The organism is Phormidium tenue FACHB-1050 (genome assembly GCF_014696925.1).
GTDB lineage: Bacteria > Cyanobacteriota > Cyanobacteriia > Pseudanabaenales > Pseudanabaenaceae > Pseudanabaena.
This window is the reverse complement of sequence record NZ_JACJQY010000008.1, coordinates 1-20373: the sequence shown is the minus strand read 5'-3', so window position 1 is coordinate 20373 and position 20373 is coordinate 1. Positions and strand designations below refer to the sequence as shown.

The following is a 20373-nucleotide window of genomic DNA, read 5'->3' as shown; positions in this document are numbered from 1 at the left end:
CATAGTTGAGATTGGTTAGTACAAATCTGCAAAACTTGCTTGATTTTACTTGATTTTTTTTAGCCTTAGATTCTAAAGCAAAATGGTTTCTAGGATATTACCCAGAAACCATTTTTGAGATAGCGATCGCTAAGTAGCAGGAGAATAAGTCGTAGTTGGAACTGCGCTAGTATTACAGTCTGCGGGACGATCCCTCTGACCTAGGGCAAAGTTTGTGTAATTGGTGACTCTAGTACCCAAGCGCTGTGCAAGTCCGACATTGATACCATCAGCCGCCACGTTGTTGGTATTCAAGGCGGTTGGAGCAGGCTGCAAGGCGCAGAGCATCGTTGTTACCCAAGGATCTTCCCTACTAGATTCTCTAAAGAACTCGTTAGGGTTGGGTAATGCTTGCGAGAAGCGTTGGGCAAACAAGTCAGGCTGTTGTACGAGTAGTCCAACATCAAATCCCCACAAGCGAGTAGGCGCTGTGTAGAACGGAATCGACTGAATATTAGTTGATTGGTAATACTTAGCAAAGTTAATTAGAGGATCATTACTACCAGCACTAGGATTGGTAAACCAACTTTGAGTGTCACTACTTGTATCAATACAGGTTGCACGAGTCGCATATGTAGCAGTTGGAGAGAGACATCCAGCTAAATCTAAGCTGGTGTAAGGAGCAGTACTAGAGAACGGAGCCGTTGCAAATGTACTGCGAGTGTTTTGAATAAATCCACCTGCAATTTGTAGTGACGTGCTAGTCCAATTTTCCATAAATCGGACGAAGTTATGTAAACCACCACCAGTTTCACCTGTGTAGAGTGAAAGATTTGCATTACCAGCATTTGCAGAGGTGAGGTAAGGCACATAGGATCGGGAAGGCGTATTTCCTGCCACAAAGTAAACATTGACTGTAGTTGCGGGTGCAGCTACTCGCTGCGTCCATTGTCCAGTACCGTCGGTAGTATTGGGGATACCATTAGTGCCTTGTAGATACTTAGCAAATCCAACGGTTGGCTGTGGTAAGGTCGCCTCAGATCCTGATGCGGCAACAGTAGTGGTGACTGGTGCGTGGATTTGTAAGACTGGTACAACTACTGGCTGATTAACTGTGGTCATCGCCGTGATTTTTGCAGTCGAGTCAATCCCGATCGCCGCTGGGGTTATCGAAGCAGTAGCGGATTCTGTGGCAGCAGTTGCGACATTTACTGCTCTAAAGCCAAGGAATCTTGCACTTCTGATCGATACACCCTTACCACCGCCCGTGGAACCAATGTTTAGTCCTGTGCTGTTTGCTGCTGTGCCAGCAGTGGCAGGCATAGTACCAATAAAGTTACCCACCAATACGGTTGGTTTCGCCGCCGCACTGCTACCACCTTGGATGGTCAGAGCCTTAAGCCCAACCCTTGGGAATACCCAAAATACTTTGTTTGGATCAACTCCATTTAACTTGACATACAAGCCATCGATCGTCACGTCAGCATTAGGAGCGCGGAGCAAGAAGGTCGGGTCAGGATTGCCATTTGCACTCAAGGTGAGGGTGGCATCTTTGAGATCTGTATTGATATTGGCGGCAGTCAAATCTAAGACATTGAGCTTGGTGCTGCTCAGCGCATTTACTATGCGAGTTGTACCAGTACCACCAAGGGTTACAGTCTGTGCAGTGTTTGCTGTGGCAGGAGCCGCAGAGGAGATCGCCTTCAATCCATCCGCAAAGTTAACGATCGCACTACGAGGATCACCCAAAGTACTTGGGCAACTACTACCTGTGATATCGAATAAGAAGTTAGTACCTACTCTTTCAACCGCTTGATATCTTCTGGAATTACCTGTAACACCGCACACTGTAAACGACGATGCTGGTTGATTAGTTCCACTATTATTGGGGAATACAGGATTTGCAGGTAAATTGAGATTGAGCAATGTTGAAGCAGTACAGGTTTTGTCAATCGTGCCGTTTGTGGTAGTACCTGTCTCAATACAGACCGTTTCAGGCAAGATTAACGGTGCGGGTTGATTGACGTTGAAGGTTCCATTTGTGTTAGCAGTGGAGGAGTTGTAACTGGTGTTGTAAATAAATAAGTCACCATCATTGTCATACCATACAGTGCTGCTATCTCCAGTTTCCTCATTATTGTTATTGACAACTCGATACCACAACGATCGCGCTACTCTCTGAGGCATGGCTTTATTCATACCTGGAAGCATTGGTACTTGACCATTATCAGTAGCACCACCAGAGATTACAGGAGCACCATCAGGAGAAATATCAGGGAATTGCTCACGATCTAGAATGCCATTACCATTCAGATCTTCACCTGTATCTAACACATTGTTGTTATTAACATCTTCGCCCCATACACTATTGTTGTTGGTGTTAGGAACGAAACCATAGTTTTTATTTGTAGTTACTCCAGGGTAGGGGTAGTTGCGAGCTGCACTTGCATCTGTTGCAGGATAGGCGGCTGCAAGTGAGATGGAGTCAGAGAAAGGAGGTAAAAGCGCAGAGAATGGTAAGCGCATATTACCTTCAAAGAAGTACCTACGTGGGAATAATGTGCCTCCGGTTGGGGGTGGTGTTGGGGTTGGTGCTGGTGTTGGTGTTGGTGTAGCAGTTGGCTTCGGTGTTGGGGTTGCAGTTGGCTTCGGTGTTGGGGTTGGGGTTGGGGTTGCTGGCTTCGGTGTTGGGGTAGCAGTTGGCTTCGGGGTTGGGGTTGGGGTTGGGGTTGCTGGCTTCGGTGTTGGGGTTGGGGTTGCTGGGGGTGGGGTTGGCGTTGGCGTTGGCGTTGGGGTTGGGGTTGGTGTAGCCGTACCAAAGGATGTTGCAGAGTCGTCGTTGTCAATTCTCACCCAACGGAAGTCCCAGTTATTCCCAGTAGCTGTATCAGGAGTTACAGTTCTTAATACTGCACCAGACTCCGCAGTATTAGGGTTGTCAATCTTGACGCGGAAGCGTTCTTGTTCTTCGTTCGCATTGTCTCTAACAACGAGAACTGTGACCCATTGGAAGCAGCTATCAGTAGCGGAGGTTCCAGTGTTGATAGTTGAACATTGAGGATTGGTAGAGTCAGGGAATTTGAGAACTTGTTTACCACCCGCAGTAGGAGCGCCCACATAGTCCGCAGGAACCCAATTTGTGCCGTTCCAGCGATAAATGGTCGATAGATAGTCTACGCCAGTGCCCTCGCCTCGCCCAGCTGCTGTGGAACAGCCAGGAATCGCTTCTTCATCACCAATCGCATTGATGGGAGTGCCGCAAGTGGTGTTATTGGCATAGCGAGTGTTTCTAACCTGTGGTTGTAGCCCTGTTGGACCAGTACCAAGATAATCGCCTCTTCTGGCAATATGTGATTTGCCATTGTCAGTATTTGCTGAGCCAGGTAAGCTCGCTAAGGGTGGAACTACAGTGGATATCTCGACAGTGATCGGATCGGGAAGTGTACCAGACCCTGAGACGTTATTGGCGCTATTGGCATTATCAACAACTACTCTAAAGGTATATGCTCGATAAACCGCATTATTGTTTAGAGTTAAGGCAGTCGCTGGTGGATTGGCAACTGTATTTCCATCCCCTTCATTGGTAACTAAAGTAGTACTTTGTAAAGGTGAAGTTGTGCGAGGATAATTGCGAACCACATTACGTCTTGTATGACCAGCCCAAGGAGTTGGTGGGTTGTCGGCAACTCCATTGGTCAGAGGGGCAACAAAGTTAGGTGCTAGGAGTTCACCAGCAGGTGCGATCGCGATCGGTGAATATAAAGCCGCTGTCTTAACGTAGTCTGATGCAAGCGAAGTTGAAGTAGCCGTAGCAGGGTAAACAGTGGGTAGATTGTCACCGATTCTCAATGGTGGATGTTGAGGATCAGGATCATTAGTGATTGGTGCTGAGACGATCACAGGATCAGTTGCATCCTTAAAGCCAAACTGAGGCAGTTTGTAAATTCTCCGCCCTTCATTTCCTGAGATGTCATTGTTATTGTCAAATCTCACCACTGGTTTAGTAGCAGGACAGCCGACATTGCCATAAGCCGTGCTTGCCGAGCCAGATGCATTAAAAGGTGTGTCGCGATCGCCCAACACTTTGGGATAGGTGTATCCAGGATTTGTGGTTATTGTTGATGAGTTGTTGCCATAGGCGACTCCAATTGGCATCGGCCACCAGTTGTCGAGTTGAGGGCAATTACCCGCCGCCATGATTAGCGCTTTGTTGCCATCCTTATAGATGTCGTCATAGCGCAAGAATGAAACTCGACGGGGGAAGCGCTCATCAGCAGGATCAATATAACGCGGCGCATCCGTTGGAGTGATAATGCCAGCAGCACCAGTACGACTAGGCAGAGCTGTCGTCCCTGCTCCAGCCATCACCCAATCACTAAAAGTACATTCTGATGTGGGAACCTTGCGGCAAATCTCCATGCCATATTCCCCAAAGATCACCCGACGCTGTACAGGCGTGACTCCATTAGAGAAGTAGCTATTGCTATTAGCAGTAGTCAGTCCTGGCCAGAGATTAGTGGCATTATTGGAAGCAGTACTTGCCACCCCTGTAGCCCCACCAGAGATCGAATCAGCAGCCGAGGCACTAGGCAACCAGTTGTAACTAGTGACAAAGTTATTATTTAAGAAGCCCATGCTGAGGCGTTTGATCGAAGGCAAATCTTGGAGTACAGAGATATCACTACTAGTCTGTCCAACTGATTGACTGATCAACTTAGTAGCGACACTGCGACTCTGCCAATTCGTGGCTGTTGATGTATTGCGGTTATTTCGCAAGTCATAGTCACCCTGATTGCGAAATCCTGCATTAAAGCTAGCCGACTGCACCGTGATACTATCTGCAATTACTGTTGCAGGTCGCCATTGATCACCACCAGCAGGACTTGCTGCTGCATTTGCTTGGCTAGGACGGTAGGCAAAGTTGGGGTTAAGATTCGCAGCTGTACGAGTATAGAAATTACTCCAGTTACTAGTTAGCGCCGTTGTAAATTCTTCGGCTGTATGTAAGTTAAACCCAATGTCACCAGTAGCATTAGCCGCACTGATATAAACAGGGTTATTAGAAACTAAAATCAGTCCTTTTTCACCTTGTGTTGCTTGAGTGAAGTTTGGCTGGTCAGTTCCTGTACCACGCCAGAGCCTAGCTCCATTAATCAAACGGATACCATTAGCGCGACGAGATGCATCTAAGCGAAAATCGGTAGAACTGAGAGCTTTGCGTTTACTTAGGTTTGTCGCCTCAGAAGCCCCAGTTAAGTTATTAGTGTCAAAGTAGCTCAGATCGGGCAGGGCATCATCACGAGTTGCATAGACAACACCACTGTAGGGAAGTAAAAAGTCTGTATTTAAACTAGCGGCATTATTGCCACCAGAGATCGTAGCTCCCCGCAAAATATTCATATCTAGATCAGTCACCCTAATCTCTAAGGGCTGACGCTGCTCTATTTCAAGATCATATAGATCAGAACGATTGGCGTTATTTGTAATTTGCGAAGTTAACGATTCGTCTTTATTCAGCGCTTTAACTTCACGTCCATCTAAGAAAGATGACTCTTTGACAGCATTGTTAGGGAAATTTGCCGCATTTCTAGTAATCGTTCCATCAAGAATTTGTAAAGCACAAAGTGTAGAATCCACTGCGGACTGATCAGGCAGAGTCAATCTCTGGGTTGCCGCGATTTTGATCAGAGCATTTCTTAATGGCTCATTCACAAATCGACCACTAGGAAACATCAAGTTGCCTTGATAGGATAGCCTTTGAGCTAATGTACCTGCTAGAGGATTCTCGCCCCCAGCACTACTAGTAAACAACTTGGTTGTAGCGTTATAGGTAATGCCTGTGACACCTGAGGCAGTTGTCCCAACATTGTAGGTAAACCCATTGTTTGAGCGACCGCCCGTGACCAGTATGTCTTGGGCTGTAACTGAGTTGGTAGGGTCGTAGTAGCTACTGACACAGGCGAGTGGCGTTTGATAGGTTGCAGGTACAGCAGGATCGTAAGCTGAAGTTTTGTAGTGATAAACTGCGGTTGCTCGCATCTGCAAGTCGCCCTTAGGTGCTGTAGTCGCAGTATCAACACCCGTCATCGGCATCGCATCGCTCCAGACAACAGGAAACAACGATTCATTTACTTCGGGAGTGTTGGTGTTATCTGTTAACGCAGGCGGCTGAGGTAAAAATGTTTGAGTACTTACCCGACTATAGACCCCAGCACCAGTAACCACTCTAAGTCCACCACTAACTGGAGCTTGGGTGGGCGTGGCAGTTCCTGTTGCATCAATGGCAGGGTTGTCAGCAGCATTTAGTTCCCAGAAACCACCACGATCCGATACCCCCAAAGACTTGAGTGAATTTGACTGAGTAAAGCGATTGCGAGCATCAGCAACATTAGTACTCGCTGCCGAACCTTCTGCCCCATTCCAAAAAATAGAGTTGTTATTGGTAAGTTCGTGAGGCTCAGTTGCACCAACATACCGATTCAGAGAACCCTCGGTTTTGAGCCAAAGTGCAGGAAGGTTATTTCCAACTAAAACGCGATCGCCTAAGAACTGTTCCTTAGTTGTCTTCTCAACTTCTGGCTTGGTTGCGGGTAAAGCGGCTATGTTGCCTGATGCACTTAAGGTCAGGTCTCCAATTTTGGCGACTGTAGTTGGTGGTACGGTGGCAGCAGTGATAGCAACGCCAGCCGTCCCTCTACGCAAAGCTCTACCAGCTTCAATGTCAGCCGTTGCCGTAGAGGTTAGCGCTGTGGTATTAGCATAGGCCGGAATCATCCATTCTACTGGAGGCTTCCATTCAGTGCCACTAGTAGTAGTAATAGTCGTAAAATTTGGAGTGACACCACCATAGATCACAGTGTCTGGAGCGCCAAATGGAACTTCTCGATAGGGAACCTTACGAGTCCTTAATCTAAAGTAAGCTTCTATAGATTTACGTCTTGCTTCTCTGAAGTCAGCGTCTGCGGTCAAACCTTCGTCTTTGATGCGGCTGACAATGTCTTTTTTGACAGCAACTGGATCGTTAGTTAAGACATCAGTGTCGTTGACATCTGCAAAGACAGTGAGAGACGGATTAATAACGCTAGCGCCTGAAAATGTCCCAACTGCTTGAGTAACTAAAGCATCAACACGGAAGTTATAAGCAAAATCGTTAAAGGCAACGTCACGTCCACGATTGGTGTTGTCGTCAACTAGACTTTGGGTAGTGTTATTGATTAACTTAATTTGTGCTGGGTTTGAACCAGTGCCATCCTGCGTTGGATCTTTGCCAGCTCCAGCTCCTCGGAACAGGTGAACTGAAACCACATTAGGATCAACACTTAAGGAGTTGTCACTAACTAGCGCATCCCCCTCAACTACATTCCCTGCAACAAGGATTTTGCTATTTTCTTCTTTGTAATAACAAGATTCAGGACTGCTTACCTGAAACAACCTAATTGGTGCAGTAGCTCCCAACATCAAGTTCCCTGCGGTATAGATTCTACCGTTAAGGTCAAAGCGAGCGGCGCGGGAGATCTCTAAGTCACCTTCAAACCAAACCGCGTTGGTATTTTGAGGCGATCGCGCCCGATCTTGTTGTAGCTCTAGGGCGCTAAATGATGGATTGCCGGTATAAACTTCATAGTTACCACTTGCCTGCTCCGCCGCAGTTAAAGGGCTAGAGGGATCATCTAGAGGGGTGGTAATTGGAACTGTAAGTGCATAAACAAAGAAACTCTTTTTGAGTGAATTGTCAGAAGTAGTTACCCAACCTTCAGTCGTACTAGCTCCAGATTGGGCTGCACTGACACAAGCTCCACTCAAGATCCCGTTGTCCATAGGCGGAGTCCGCACTTCAAGGGGACTAACTGGACGGGTATTTAGGTTAGAGATGCTATCTCGTGGCGTTGTCCGAAACAAAATGCTATAGATAGCAAAGGAATCATATCTACCATTGCTATCAGTATCTACAGGAAACTTCCAAGCAGTACTAACAACATCGTTATTGGCAATGGCAAGAGAACCCCAGTTAATATTAGTATCAGCTGCTCCTCCATTTAAAGTTGGATCAACAAGTTGCAGCCTTATTTCATCAGCAAATGTGTAGTTGCCATTGTCTTGAGTAATGGCTTGGTAGAGGGAAGATTCGGGTGGAGTACCACCAGGAAGGCTGGGATCTTCGATTAGGGCGCTAATCTTTGCCCTAGCTCGGTCAAGAATGGTGGAGTTGGCACTGCGATATACTTGCTCAACTCTGGCATTAGATGCTTCTCTAGCGCGATCAGCTGATCTCGCCACCATCGAGACTACTAGCAAGCTCACCACTAGGGTAACCATCGTCACAGTTGGCAACACAAAACCGCCCGCCTTTCGTCTTTTACCGCTACTGCCATTTAACAACGCACGGATAAAGCGGCGACTAAGCCTAATCGGACTACCGATTTTATTCAGCCATTTCCTGATTTTTGCAAGAAACTCGGCAAAAAAACGATTGAGTTTGCGGCTTTGCTTAGAGTCGGACATAACAGTTTCTACCAACCTGACTGCAATATGTTACCCAAGCAAGTTGTAAAAGTTGCAAAAAATTTTGATCAGAATCGAGAAAGTAGTGGTAATTCGTGAATTACCACTACTTTCTCGACTAGCGATTGTTATAAGCCATAGCCAAAACCCAAATAGTGTGAGGCGGCACGAAGCGCCGCCTCACACTATTTGGATTTTGGTTGGTACTAGCTAAACTCTTGCTTTGCTATATTACTTGTCTGGTTACATATCGGAAAAAATGACCAATATCGCAAAAGCCCCATTAGAACTAAATTCATCTAGGTTTTATCTAGGATTGGCGATCGCCCTAGTTTTACATCTACTGCTAATCAGTCTACCGATCGCCTTTTGGATTGATATGAATCTATTTAAGGCTTGGTCAATAGACTTGATTCAGCAGGGGTTTTTCAATTTCTATAACTTCTCAAACTGTGACTATCCACCTGCTTATCTTTATATATCGTGGTTGATTGGCAAGATTTATCAACTACTTTTCGATCCTACCCTTAGTCATACTGATGGAGTAATACTAATGGCGATGATCAAATTACCACCTGTACTTGCCGATATTGGATCAGCTTTTTTAATCGCAAGAATCTTAAAGCCATACACAACGCATGATGTTGCTCACAAAATAGCCCTAATCTACGCCTTTAATCCATTAATGATATTTGTCTCGTCAGTTTGGGGACAGGTAGATGGTGTCATGGTTTTATTAATGCTATGGGCTTTTTACTTAATTCAGCAAAATCTTCTAATTAGAGCAGGACTACTTATTGCCGTGATGGTCATTGTGAAACCACAAGGACTTTTTCTTGCACCATTCTTGGTAATCTCTCAATGGTTTCGTCAGACTTGGTGGAAATGGATGGCGATCGCTGTTGGTGGTTTAGCATTGATTTGGTCAATTGTCTTGCCTTTCTATGGACTTGAAAATGGTATGCTCACCCCATTCTTTGGTTTATATCAACGATTGCAAGGTACAGCGAATTATTATGATTTTGCCTCGGTCAATGCTTTCAATATTTGGGGATGGGCAAATTGGCAGCGCGATGCTACGACATTTTTGGGAATTAGTTACAAGGTAATTGGTTTAGCATTTTTGGGAATCCTTACGATGTGGTTAGGAATCTTTCTATACCAACAACGACACTTTGCAGCTAATTGCTTAGCCGCAGCGACGATGTTGATCGGATTTTTTATGTTGCCAACGCGAATGCATGAACGTTACATGTTGTATGGTTTGGCTTTTATAGCAATTGCGATCGCTATAATTCCCACAATCAAGTGGATCTATTGGGGCTTTACCATCACAGGATCGGTAAATGTGGGCTATGTTTATCTGCAATATAACTATGAAGCCTTATTCAATGCCATTCCAGAAGTGTGGGGTCAAAGTGTGATCTATAATAATCAGTGCTGTAAATATCATCTTATTTGGAGTTCTGCTCTCCCATACGATTCGCTGGCAACCAATACAAGCACTATCTATTAACCAGCCTTAGCATCCATGAGCCATAAACCGATGAGCAATTCTCTATCTCTATCTGTGGTATTGCCTGCTTACAATGAAGCGGAAAATATTGATCGGGTGATCACCAATGCCATTGATTACCTAAGCGATCTCCAGATTTGCTATGAAATCATCGTGGTCAATGATGGCTCTACTGATGCGACTAAAGCGATCGTGTCTGAATTAGCAGTGAAAAATCCACAGATTCGACTGATTAATCATCCGCACAATTTGGGTTATGGCTCAGCTTTGAGAACTGGTTTTGATCAGTCTGTGCATGAATATATTTTCTTAACCGATGGAGATGGACAGTTTGAGATTAGCGATCTCGATCAATTTTTTCCATATATCTACAATTCACAAGGACAAATATTATCCAAGATCGTGATCGGTTATCGAGCTAAACGTGCCGATGTTTTTGTGCGATCGCTCAATGCTTGGCTGTATCATCAATTTATTCAAGTGGTACTGGGTATCCGAGCCAAAGACATTGATTGCGCCTTTAAACTATTTCCACGCAGCATTTACAAATCGATCAAACCGATCAAATCTGATGGAGCCTTATTTAGCGCCGAATTTCTCTTAAAATTACAACATTTCCCGATTATCGAATTACCTGTGCAGCACTTCCCTCGGAAATTTGGCACAGCGACAGGAGCTAACATCAAAGTAATCTTAAAAATGTTTTGGGAATGTTGGCAATTAAAAAAAGAATGCCGTGATCATATCGAGATCTCCAATGTAGTTACTCAAAAATGAGATGCAGTAAATCTCATTTTCTATAGCTGTCGCCATTCTTAAACCCAAATAGTGTGAGGCGGTGCTTCGCACCGCCTCACACTATTTGGGTTTTGATTTGTCCTGATACAGGTAGCTATAGCTATAGATTTTAAATCCAATTAAACCCAGATATTTTTTCTGGCATAAACCAAATCCGATGATAAAAATCGTCAGATAATATGGGTAAACCTAACCAAATCGGCATAAAGAAAATCTGACTTAGCACTACAGCGGAAATAATTGCATATCCCAGATAACGTAGAATCCCTTTTTGTTCAAGCATTTGGCTAACTAGCCATGCTAAAGCCATAAAGCTAAACACCGCAGCAGACATATAGTGATAGATAAATAGGCAACGCTTCACAATTAGCCAAGGTGCATAGTTAGAGAAATAGCCCAAAAGTAAGTAGTCATTACTGCCATTGGTAGATTTGTGAAATCTCGGTAAAAATTTAGACAAGAAGGAAGTGATGGTTGTGACTACGATCGCCAAAGTTGAGAACCACCACAAAATCGGATTCCCCAGTCCTTGAATAACCGAAAAATATCCATCGTTATTCTGGAAGTAATAACCAACTGGTCTGGCAGAGACAGCCCATGAAATTGCCGATGAGCAGTATGGATGGGCGGGATGCTCAGGATCAATACTTGTCACAATGTCCGAGGAATGCCACCAGAGAATATGTTGATGTACTGAAACTATTAACTTCCCAAAATTTGGAATCGATTCCCAGCCATTCAATAGTGCAGTACCACCAGGGTTGAGCATAAAAAGAGGTAACCACTGCACTAGATAAAAGGCGATCGGCATGGCTACAAAACAAAATAAATACTGCCACCAATGCAATTTAATAATTTCGGCAAGTATTCCTAAACGTTCCAAATTTTTTGGAAAAAATTTGGCGATCGCCCATACTAACATCACCAATAAAAACAGCAATAAACTAAATCCCAATCCATTCCATTTCACTGATGCAGTTGCACCAAGCATCAGCCCTGCACAACAAAGTAAAAATGTGCGTAATTTCCCCTTATTCTCTAAACCCGCAATCAAAAATATCTGTGATGTCACGCCACAGCCAACCAAAAAGATATTGATCAAACTTAATCGAGATTCTACTAAAAACAAACCATCACTACTGACAAATAAACCTGTCAAAAGTGCAAAATTACGTTTGTAAGTCAGACGATAGACTAGCCCAATCACTAACAAAGGCATAATCGACCCAAAACTTGCATCAAGAAACCGATAGCCAATTTCATTATGTCCAAACAGTAAAATGCCGATCATGATGAAATATTTACCTAGTGGCGGATGACCTTCCCATGTTGGTTTACCCTCTAGATACTCTTCGGCATATCGCCCAAACCAAATTTCATCAAAAACTGGATAGGGAATTTTTCCTAATTGCCAAAAATGTAGAAACAAAGCAATTATGAAAATGCCTAAAGCACCCAAAACTAAATACCAATCCCGTCCTGATTGAATATGAAACTGTCTCTCTGGCTCTTGGGATGCATTCTTCTCTAAATTATTTTGTAGGTTCTGCATAATCACTCTGCACTAATTCGTCCTTCTTGTTGGAGCTATACCATGTACCCGCCACAATCAGAATTGCTAGTCCCATGCTACTAGCCACTAAAGGTAGCACATCATGTCCTGAACTCACTTGTACGCCAGCACTACCCAAAAACACAAAAGGACAAATCCCCAAAGGCGTACCGAATAAAGTGCCTAATAGATAATCACGGCGTTTAATTGCACTCAAACCTGCGGCAAAGCTAACCACACCGTAAGGAATCAGGGGCAATAGCCTTGCGGCAAAGGAGTAAGCAATTCCTCCTGAGGCGAGTTTTTGGCTCACGTTTGGCCATCGATCATTGTTAATGAATTTTGCACCAAGCGATCGCGCCAAAACAAAACCAAGCAATGCTGAGAGTAAAGCCCCCAAAGAAGTTAATAATAATCCTTCAACCCCTCCATAAATTGCCCCGCCTGCAATATTAAAAGCAGTCACAGGTAAAATGAGCAAAGTAGCGATCGCGTAAGCGACAACAAAAATTACAGCACCCCAAGACCCTGCATCTAGGATAATTTTCTGAATTTGGTTTAACCAATCGATATGAGAAAAAGTCACCCAAGATGTAATTATCATTAGGATGCAGACTATAAAAAGTTTTTTATTCATATCAACAGCTTAAATTATCACTCTTAAATTTATGTATCTACGAGAAAAAATCGCGAAATATACCAGTTTAATTGAAAACTACAAATATCAAATAAGTAAAGAGTCAAAATCATGGGTTTGGGAAGTATTGATTGTTATTATAATTTGGTTGATTAGCCTTTTTTTATCTAGTTCAGTTTTTAATCGTCCCTTAGATATTGACGCTCATCATGAATATCTGACTGCACATAGTTTAGTTAGCCTAAGAGCCTTAGATCAATGGGGGATTGGGAATTTATTAGGTGCTTCTGTACTTGTACCTAAGAGTATGGAATATCTCCAAGCTGACATCACTATTTTTGACAAAGGTGATGGAGTTTATCTTAGTTATCCTTCTCTATGGCTAGTTGTTCCTTATATAGTTTTTAAAATTTTCGCAATTTCTACTACTGTAGCTAATTTACAGATTTATCATTTAATATGCGATCGCTTATTTAGCGGATTAGCTATCTACTTTCTATTTTTAGAAATCATTCTACTATTTAAAAAGATTGATTTTCTACAGAATTGGGGTGGCAAAATTTTGGCTTTTATAGGTACATCAGCTTGGATGTTAACTCCTGCTGTGCTCTATTGGTCACAGAATGTTTATTTTTGCGATCAAGCAGTTTTATTACCAATTTATGTCCTAATTTTATTTGCAATTAAGCAACGATTTCAATTTGAAAACTTATCGCGACCTAAACAAGTAATTCTCTTTATATCTTCTCTGTGTGCCTCAGGATTTGACTGGTATGGATGGGTATTTTTGCTGTTGCTAATGCTAACTATATTCGTGCCATTAGTGCGTAAAAGTATATGGTCAGCATTTAGAGCTGTTATGCCGATTGTAATAGCGATCGCTGTTATTTCTCTCTGGTTTACTGCCCAACTGATTTACTATAAAGATGGCTTTCATCAAATCACGAATATTGCACTAGAAAGAGTAGGGATAAACCTTGAATTTAACCTGAGTCAAGATATATTTGTGATGAGTTTATACTGGCATTATTATTTACCCCATTACTTAAAAGAACTATGGGATGCTGGCAAATTTTCTCTACCAATATTCTCGATTGGTAGCCTTACACTTCTAATTTGGCTGTGTTGGCATAGTCAAGCTAAATTATGTTTTATGTCAACCTGTTTATTAATATTGGGTGCGCCACTATTACAAATTGCTATTTTAAAACAACATTCAACTATTCATGATTTCTCGGCTTTTAAGCTTGGCTTACCGACGATATTTATTATTTGGATAGTTATCCCAATTTCTATTTTTATATTGCTACAGTATTTAATCAGTTATTTGTCAAACTCATTGTCAATATCTTTCTCTACTTTGCCTTGGTTAGCTCTGATTATCATAGGAACTTTAGGTATTTTTACAAATAAAGATGTTTCCTCGGAGTTTGTAAAATTTGCAGGATCAGGCGGAGCTTTTCCAAGAGAAGTTGGTGCGATTATTCAAAAATATATTACACCTGATGATTTGCCAATCTCCGATTCTCCCATGATTTTTATTGGTTCAGTACCACCGCAACCAACTTGGTATGCTAATCGATTTGTTTACACTACTCAAGGATTAACTTATATAAAAGATCGCCTACATCTGTCTAATTTAAAAGACTTAAATCCAGTATTTCTTAGCTATGAAGATGAAGCTGCTAGCTCACAAATAGAAGAATTTTGTCATGATTCATGGCAAGCCATCCCCGAAAGAATTATGAACAAAAAAGTGCATTTATGTCGAAATGAGAAATTGAAACTATTGTTATAATATTATTGCGATACTGTCGTGATAAATTTTATGTCCAATTAGTATCAAGTGCAAAAAGTAAAGCATATATATTAATTAAACAAGAAACTAAAACTGCTATAGGTAATAATTGGCGTATCCATAGACTCTTTCTGCTAAATCCTGTAAAAGCAAGAGGGATTAACAGTGGGAAAAGATCTTGAATATAACGAGTTCCATATTGCGTAAATCCTGTATGAAAATAGCAAAGATAAGCAATTAACATCACAAGTGCAGATGGCAAAAAAGCCCATACAAACCTAAATCGAAAATTTAAGAATAAAAGTCCCAATAAGAATGGACTAATTACCCACATTGCTTGACCATCCCACTCAAACCGTAGGTAAGGAAATTTGTCTAATATGGTCGGCATTCCCCAAAAATAAATTTGAAAGTTACGCTGAAAATAAGTAAGAGAAAAAATGTATTCAGGTGGTCCCCATTGCTGCCATGCAATAGTATAGGGAGATGTAAAGGGATTTTCCAATGTCCACCATTGAAAAGCCCAAGACATTAAACAAGGTGGTATTATGCCTAAAATGAAGTTACGCCATTGTTGAATAGAGGGGAATGGACGAAAATACATGAAGGCATATATAGGAAATACGAGAATAGTCGCTAAAATCACATAGCGCACTTGAAAGGCGATCGCTAAACATAGTCCTGCCCCAAAATATGCTCGTCTGCTAATAAATAGCCATAGAGATAATAGTAAAAAGAAATTTCCCTGACTATGCATTAATAGCCAGACACTACCAATATGCGCCGAATGCAAATTAGTTGTACCAAGTACATAAGCGATCGCTGCTAAATTAGCCCATTGTTTAATTCCTTGCAATTTCTTAACTAACAGAAATAACAAGATTGCTGACCCAAAAATAAAGATGGAATTAATAGGCGCACCACCTAAATTTTGACCACCAAGTAAGACATAGGGAACAACTAAAAAAGTCACCATGGGCGGATAGGCAATGTAATGATGCCCATCCCATTCCAACATTTCAATCCAAGATATTTTTTCAGGCAAATATGGTTTACCCAGTAAAAGTTCTTTTGCTAATAATATTGGTGGACTATCACCACTATTAAATGGAGTTGTTAAACCTAAAACTATAGCTAAGAATATAAAAACAGCAATAGGTATTTTATATTTTTGCAATAATTCATATATTCTTTTTTTTAAATGGTTCATATTTATCTTTTTTGATTATTTACTTACAGAAGAACTACGAACATCCTGCTGCGAACTAAATGAATATAATTTATGACCAATAAAGCTCAGAAATACAATACAACCAGCACTAATAATCCTTGCAGGAATTGGTTGCCACTTTAGCTCATTAACTAATAGCTGAATCATTCCCAAATTTGCTAATAGACTATTGAGAGCGATCGCCGTAAAAACAAGATATTGAAGCAATCCATTTTGCCAGTAAACGCCAAAAACATAATTACGACTCAACCAGAAATTTGTCGTAAGTCCAAAGAAATAACTAATACACAAGGCGTAGATATAGAAGATATCTAATTGCCGTAAAAGTGAAAATATGCTGACATCGATAATAGTAGCGATACCACCTGTCAAGAAATATCTGCTTAGTTGTTGCAAATTTTCTTGCCATTTTTTTTGAGTTTGTGTTTGTATTTCTGGGATTTTAGCTTCATTAGTTTTCTCGGCTTCTAAATTCATTTCTTCTCCATATTCTGTATCTGAATTGACTGACCAGAGATCATGTTTGGATAGACCAATAATATTTTCGGCTGCCCAAATCCCCATTAATAAACTATGGTCTTGATTATTATACTTAAATGATCCGTAGCGTCCAATTAGTTGCAGATTAGAGAATTGGGATAAATAGTTTTGAATTGTATTGATCGCTTCTCGATAGTTACCTGTGTAAACTGGATAGGTACGCGGTAAGCGGATTACAAAAGCATCACTTATGGTTTGATTGCCTAGTAATTTGATCTGACGTAGTTCGGTGATCGCATTAGCTATTAATATATCCTCAGACTCTTGCCACATCGCTTCATTACTATTGCACCAATATTCACAGCATAAAGGTGTTTGTGAAATTGATGAGTTGGGTAACATATCTGGCGACCAATTTGCAAAGTTAGTAACTCTACCTAAGCCTACTTTTGCGTCATTAATATATAGCCAATTATCAGGAAATAAGGATTCGCTATCAACAATTAAATACACCAGAATTGTATTGCGAAACTGTAAAGATTTTGCCGCCGCCATTACTTCGGGTGGTGGTGCTGGTTGCATTTGCTGTACTAGTAAGTTTAGGGGAATTGATGAAATAACATGACTACAGCTAACTAAAGATTCTTTTCCTGTCTGGCGATCGCGTAGGACAACATGGGTGATTTTGAAACCATCATGATGGCAACTGATGACTTCAGTATTGAGCAAAATTGATTGATCTTGTTCATGGAGGCGATCGCAAATGCGATCGTATAGTTGCCCCGAACCTAATCGCGGAAATTGAAATTGATCGATTAAAGATTTTACTTTACCGCTATTGCCAAAAATTGCATTGCGAATCGCTTTGCTAAGAGATAATCCTTTAATGCGTTGCACAGCCCATTCTGACTCGATTTCAGTGCAAGGTATTCCCCAAAGTTTTTCGGTATAGCCTTCAAAAAAAATACTAAATAAGCGCTTACCAAACCTAGCGATGATCCATTCAGCAAAGTTTTGAGGATTAAAATTAGGAAAAAGACGACTAATTAAGTAAGAGTAAAGAATATGAAATGTTTCTTTAATTCCTAAAGCAAATAAAACTTCCTTAGCGTGAATTGGGTAGCTAAAATATTTCCCCCCATAAAATATGCGTGTTAATCGTTTAACAGTAACTTGCTCAATTCCTAAAACCTCATTCCATAAACGGATCACAGGTGAAAGTTTGGTAAAAAAACGATGAGGTCCATAGTCGAGAATAAACCCACGAAAATGAAAGCTTTTTGCCAATCCGCCAACTTGGGCTTCTCGCTCTACAACTGTAATTATTTTGTTGTGCTTAGATAGAGTGTAAGCAGCAGCAAGCCCTGCGGGCCCAGCACCAAGAATAACGCTACATGGTATTTGTGGGTTTACGGTCATAGTTCTGTTAATGTTTATGCGATGTTACCCCATTGTCATAGAAAAATAGAAATCACTTGTCTAGAAGTTTTGCTTAAACAATTTTGAAATTGAACGATTTTCTAAATATGAACATTGACCCCAACGAAAAAATTCGGCAACAGTTTGATTTGATGCCTTATCCAAATTTGCCCGCAAATCAAACTGGTGGTGATGGCGATCGCGGTTTAATTTTGCATTCTTTTGCATCAGCTTGGTATGCCAAAACTCAACGGGTAGGCGATCGCCAAGATCTGACTATTTTAGATGTCGGATGTGGTTCAGGGGTAACCACTTTGGCTCTTGCGATGGCAAACCCCAATTCAAAAATTATAGGAATTGATCTTTCTGAAGCTTCTTTAAGCTTGGCAAGAGATCGTCTGAATTATCACGGGTTCCCCAATGCTGAATTTCATAAATTGCCGATCGAAGAACTTCCTAACTTAAAAGATAAAGAGGGTTTACATTTCGACTATATTAACTGCGAAGATACACTTTATCTTTTGAATGATCCAGTACTTGGCTTGAAAATCATGGGAGCAGTGCTTGCCCCTGAAGGCTTGTTACGAGTCAATGTACATAGTCTTTATCAGCGTACTGATTTCTTCCGCGCTCAGGCATTTTCTCGTTTGTTAGGATTCCTTGATCGCAACCCCACAGAGGATGAATATCAACAGATTTACGCAATTATGGAAGCTTTGGGAGATGGAACTTTACTCAAAGCTAACACTTGGTCTCCGTCTGATAAGTCTTTGGGATTCTTTTTGGCAAACTATGCCATTCAAGAAGATAAAGGCTTTACAATTCCCGAAGTCTTTCAGATGCTGAGAGGTTCAAACTTAGAATTTGTCAGTATGATCAACCCTGCGGACTGGCGATTGACAAATCTATTTCCTGAGCATATTCCAGATGGATTTGTTAAATTTTTAGATCATGCGACACCTGAACAAAATCTTCATGCCTATGAACTTCTACATCCTGTAAACCGTTTGCTTGATATTTGGTGTGGACATTCAGGACGTTCTGCTTATACAGAAATTAGTCAGTGGACAGCAACGATGTGGGAATCAGCAACAGTCCATTTACATCCAATTTTACGAACAGAAGCATTTTTTAAGACTCTGGAGCAGGCGATCGCTCAACTTCGACCTGACTCTAATATTCAAAAATTACATAATTCTAAGCTTGACTCACTAACGGTAACTCTATGTCTGCGATTTCTCTGGAAATGCGAATGTAAATTCTCTGAGCTTGTCACCTATTGGAGTGTACATAAACCCAGACTAGAAGCATATCGTAAGGTTTCGACAACTATTGTTAGTGGCAGGATTACACCTACAGGTAAGCTCAGCGATCGCCAAGCTAGTGAAGAATTAAGGTTTTTACTTGGTGAACTAGTTATAGATCAACTTGTGATGATCGAAAAGGATATTTAATACCAATTCACGAAAGTGTGACAACACTTTTGTGAATTAAAAACCCTTACTGGGTTTGATTTTTAATTCACAAAATGGCTATGCCATTTTGTGTTTTGGTGCTACAAAAAAATGTTGGGCTTTGGCAGATAGAAAATTACTCTGATCGCAATTCCGATCACCAAACTACTACCAGTCAAAATGCCAAGGAGAATAAAATTGTCTTTTGTTGATAATTCGAGATACTCGATTTGTTTGCCGATTAGGGTTACCGCAGCCGCTATTATGCCAATCGTTAAACTCGCTAACCAACTTAAAGGGATTTGAAATGTGGCAATAGTAAGCGCGATCATTAGAGCAATTGTGAGTGCTGTGGCGATCAGATCGATAATGCTAAGTTTTTTATTGGGTGCAGGATTATAACGGATATCTTGAAAGCCAACCCAATAAAGAAATAAGCAGATAGCAGCCCCTATTAGGCTTTCATTTAGATTGGCATTAATATAAATTGTAATTATGGCGGCGATCGCGGCGATTAAGCCACCTAAGCTGCGAGGCATCGCAAATATGCCACTAGCAGCTAACAAAAACAATAAGCCTGCGGTCCAATAACTCTGTTCTAGCCAAAACAAGCATATATAGCTGCCTAGATATCCATAGGCGATCGCGATCGCGGTTAGAGAAATTAGCAAGCGATACCCAATCTCAAGTCTGCCGATTTTGAGCGCCATGACATACCACCAGTTTTTAGTCGATGCGAACGGAGAAGTTGCGATATTAACGCGGTATCAAAAAGTATAGCAATCGTCAGTCCGTCTAATACCAAAGCACAAAATGGCTCCGCCATTTTGTGCTTTTAAAACCCTTGCTGAGTTTGATTTTCAATTCACAAAAGTGTCGCCACACTTTTGTGAATTAGTATAAGTACAATACTTCGGACAAAATTAGTAAGCAATAGCACCGTATGAACAAAGGTCTGGAAATCTAGGATGAGATTTAATCGAAGTAGAATCCAAGTCTAACAAGGA

General features: G+C 41.5%; 10 protein-coding genes. 4 read left to right on the top strand and 6 right to left on the bottom strand.

Annotated features, from left to right (window positions below; genetic code table 11):
* Positions 1–129: 129 nt before the first annotated feature.
* On the bottom strand, positions 130–8481 hold the full coding sequence (gene hpsA, locus H6G05_RS25580) for a hormogonium polysaccharide biosynthesis protein HpsA (RefSeq protein ID WP_190577476.1): 8352 nt from the start codon (positions 8479–8481) through the stop codon (positions 130–132).
* A gap of 259 nt (positions 8482–8740) precedes the next feature.
* Here hpsA and H6G05_RS06935 point away from each other — a divergent pair, with 259 nt between their 5' ends.
* A complete protein-coding gene (locus H6G05_RS06935) occupies positions 8741–9997 on the top strand; it encodes a glycosyltransferase 87 family protein (RefSeq protein WP_190577475.1) in 1257 nt (418 codons plus the stop codon).
* A 15-nt stretch (positions 9998–10012) separates the two neighbouring features.
* Positions 10013–10774 carry a glycosyltransferase family 2 protein gene (locus tag H6G05_RS06930; protein ID WP_190577474.1) on the top strand — a complete coding sequence of 254 codons (762 nt, stop codon included), beginning with the start codon at positions 10013–10015 and terminating at the stop codon, positions 10772–10774.
* 130 nt (positions 10775–10904) lie between these two features.
* On the opposite strand, the gene H6G05_RS06925 is transcribed toward H6G05_RS06930, so the two are convergent.
* Together H6G05_RS06925 and H6G05_RS06920 are read right to left on the bottom strand one after the other, a co-directional pair.
* A complete protein-coding gene (locus tag H6G05_RS06925; RefSeq protein ID WP_190577473.1) occupies positions 10905–12347 on the bottom strand; it encodes a phospholipid carrier-dependent glycosyltransferase in 1443 nt (480 codons plus the stop codon).
* Complete coding sequence (locus tag H6G05_RS06920) at positions 12328–12984, bottom strand: TVP38/TMEM64 family protein (RefSeq protein ID WP_190577472.1); 657 nt, start codon at positions 12982–12984, stop codon at positions 12328–12330. Before H6G05_RS06920 ends, H6G05_RS06925 begins: the two co-directional genes overlap by 20 nt.
* Before the next feature lie 127 nt (positions 12985–13111).
* On the opposite strand from H6G05_RS06920, the gene H6G05_RS06915 reads away from it, so the two are divergent.
* Entirely contained in the window at positions 13112–14782 is a 1671-nt protein-coding gene (locus H6G05_RS06915; protein ID WP_190577471.1) for a hypothetical protein, read from the top strand.
* Between the two features lie 28 nt (positions 14783–14810).
* Here the strand turns inward: H6G05_RS06915 and H6G05_RS06910 are convergent, their stop codons facing one another.
* Together H6G05_RS06910 and H6G05_RS06905 are read right to left on the bottom strand one after the other, a co-directional pair.
* Entirely contained in the window at positions 14811–15992 is a 1182-nt protein-coding gene (locus H6G05_RS06910) for a hypothetical protein (RefSeq protein ID WP_190577470.1), read from the bottom strand.
* A gap of 15 nt (positions 15993–16007) precedes the next feature.
* Positions 16008–17912 carry a GtrA family protein gene (locus H6G05_RS06905; RefSeq protein WP_190577469.1) on the bottom strand — a complete coding sequence of 635 codons (1905 nt, stop codon included), beginning with the start codon at positions 17910–17912 and terminating at the stop codon, positions 16008–16010.
* A 107-nt stretch (positions 17913–18019) separates the two neighbouring features.
* Between H6G05_RS06905 and H6G05_RS06900 the strand changes: the two genes are divergently transcribed.
* Positions 18020–19366, top strand: coding sequence for a class I SAM-dependent methyltransferase (locus tag H6G05_RS06900; RefSeq protein ID WP_190577468.1), 1347 nt, complete (start codon positions 18020–18022; stop codon positions 19364–19366).
* Between the two features lie 101 nt (positions 19367–19467).
* Here the strand turns inward: H6G05_RS06900 and H6G05_RS06895 are convergent, their stop codons facing one another.
* A complete protein-coding gene (locus H6G05_RS06895) occupies positions 19468–20076 on the bottom strand; it encodes a hypothetical protein (RefSeq protein WP_190577467.1) in 609 nt (202 codons plus the stop codon).
* Between the last annotated feature and the right edge of the window lie 297 nt (positions 20077–20373).

Coding starts and splice junctions, on each gene's coding strand:
- hpsA (WP_190577476.1), bottom strand. CDS start 8,481: ATGTCCGACTCTAAGCAAAGCCGCAAACTCAATCGTTTTTTTGCCGAG.
- H6G05_RS06935 (WP_190577475.1), top strand. CDS start 8,741: ATGACCAATATCGCAAAAGCCCCATTAGAACTAAATTCATCTAGGTTT.
- H6G05_RS06930 (WP_190577474.1), top strand. CDS start 10,013: ATGAGCCATAAACCGATGAGCAATTCTCTATCTCTATCTGTGGTATTG.
- H6G05_RS06925 (WP_190577473.1), bottom strand. CDS start 12,347: ATGCAGAACCTACAAAATAATTTAGAGAAGAATGCATCCCAAGAGCCA.
- H6G05_RS06920 (WP_190577472.1), bottom strand. CDS start 12,984: ATGAATAAAAAACTTTTTATAGTCTGCATCCTAATGATAATTACATCT.
- H6G05_RS06910 (WP_190577470.1), bottom strand. CDS start 15,992: ATGAACCATTTAAAAAAAAGAATATATGAATTATTGCAAAAATATAAA.
- H6G05_RS06905 (WP_190577469.1), bottom strand. CDS start 17,912: ATGACCGTAAACCCACAAATACCATGTAGCGTTATTCTTGGTGCTGGG.
- H6G05_RS06900 (WP_190577468.1), top strand. CDS start 18,020: ATGAACATTGACCCCAACGAAAAAATTCGGCAACAGTTTGATTTGATG.
- H6G05_RS06895 (WP_190577467.1), bottom strand. CDS start 20,076: ATGGCGCTCAAAATCGGCAGACTTGAGATTGGGTATCGCTTGCTAATT.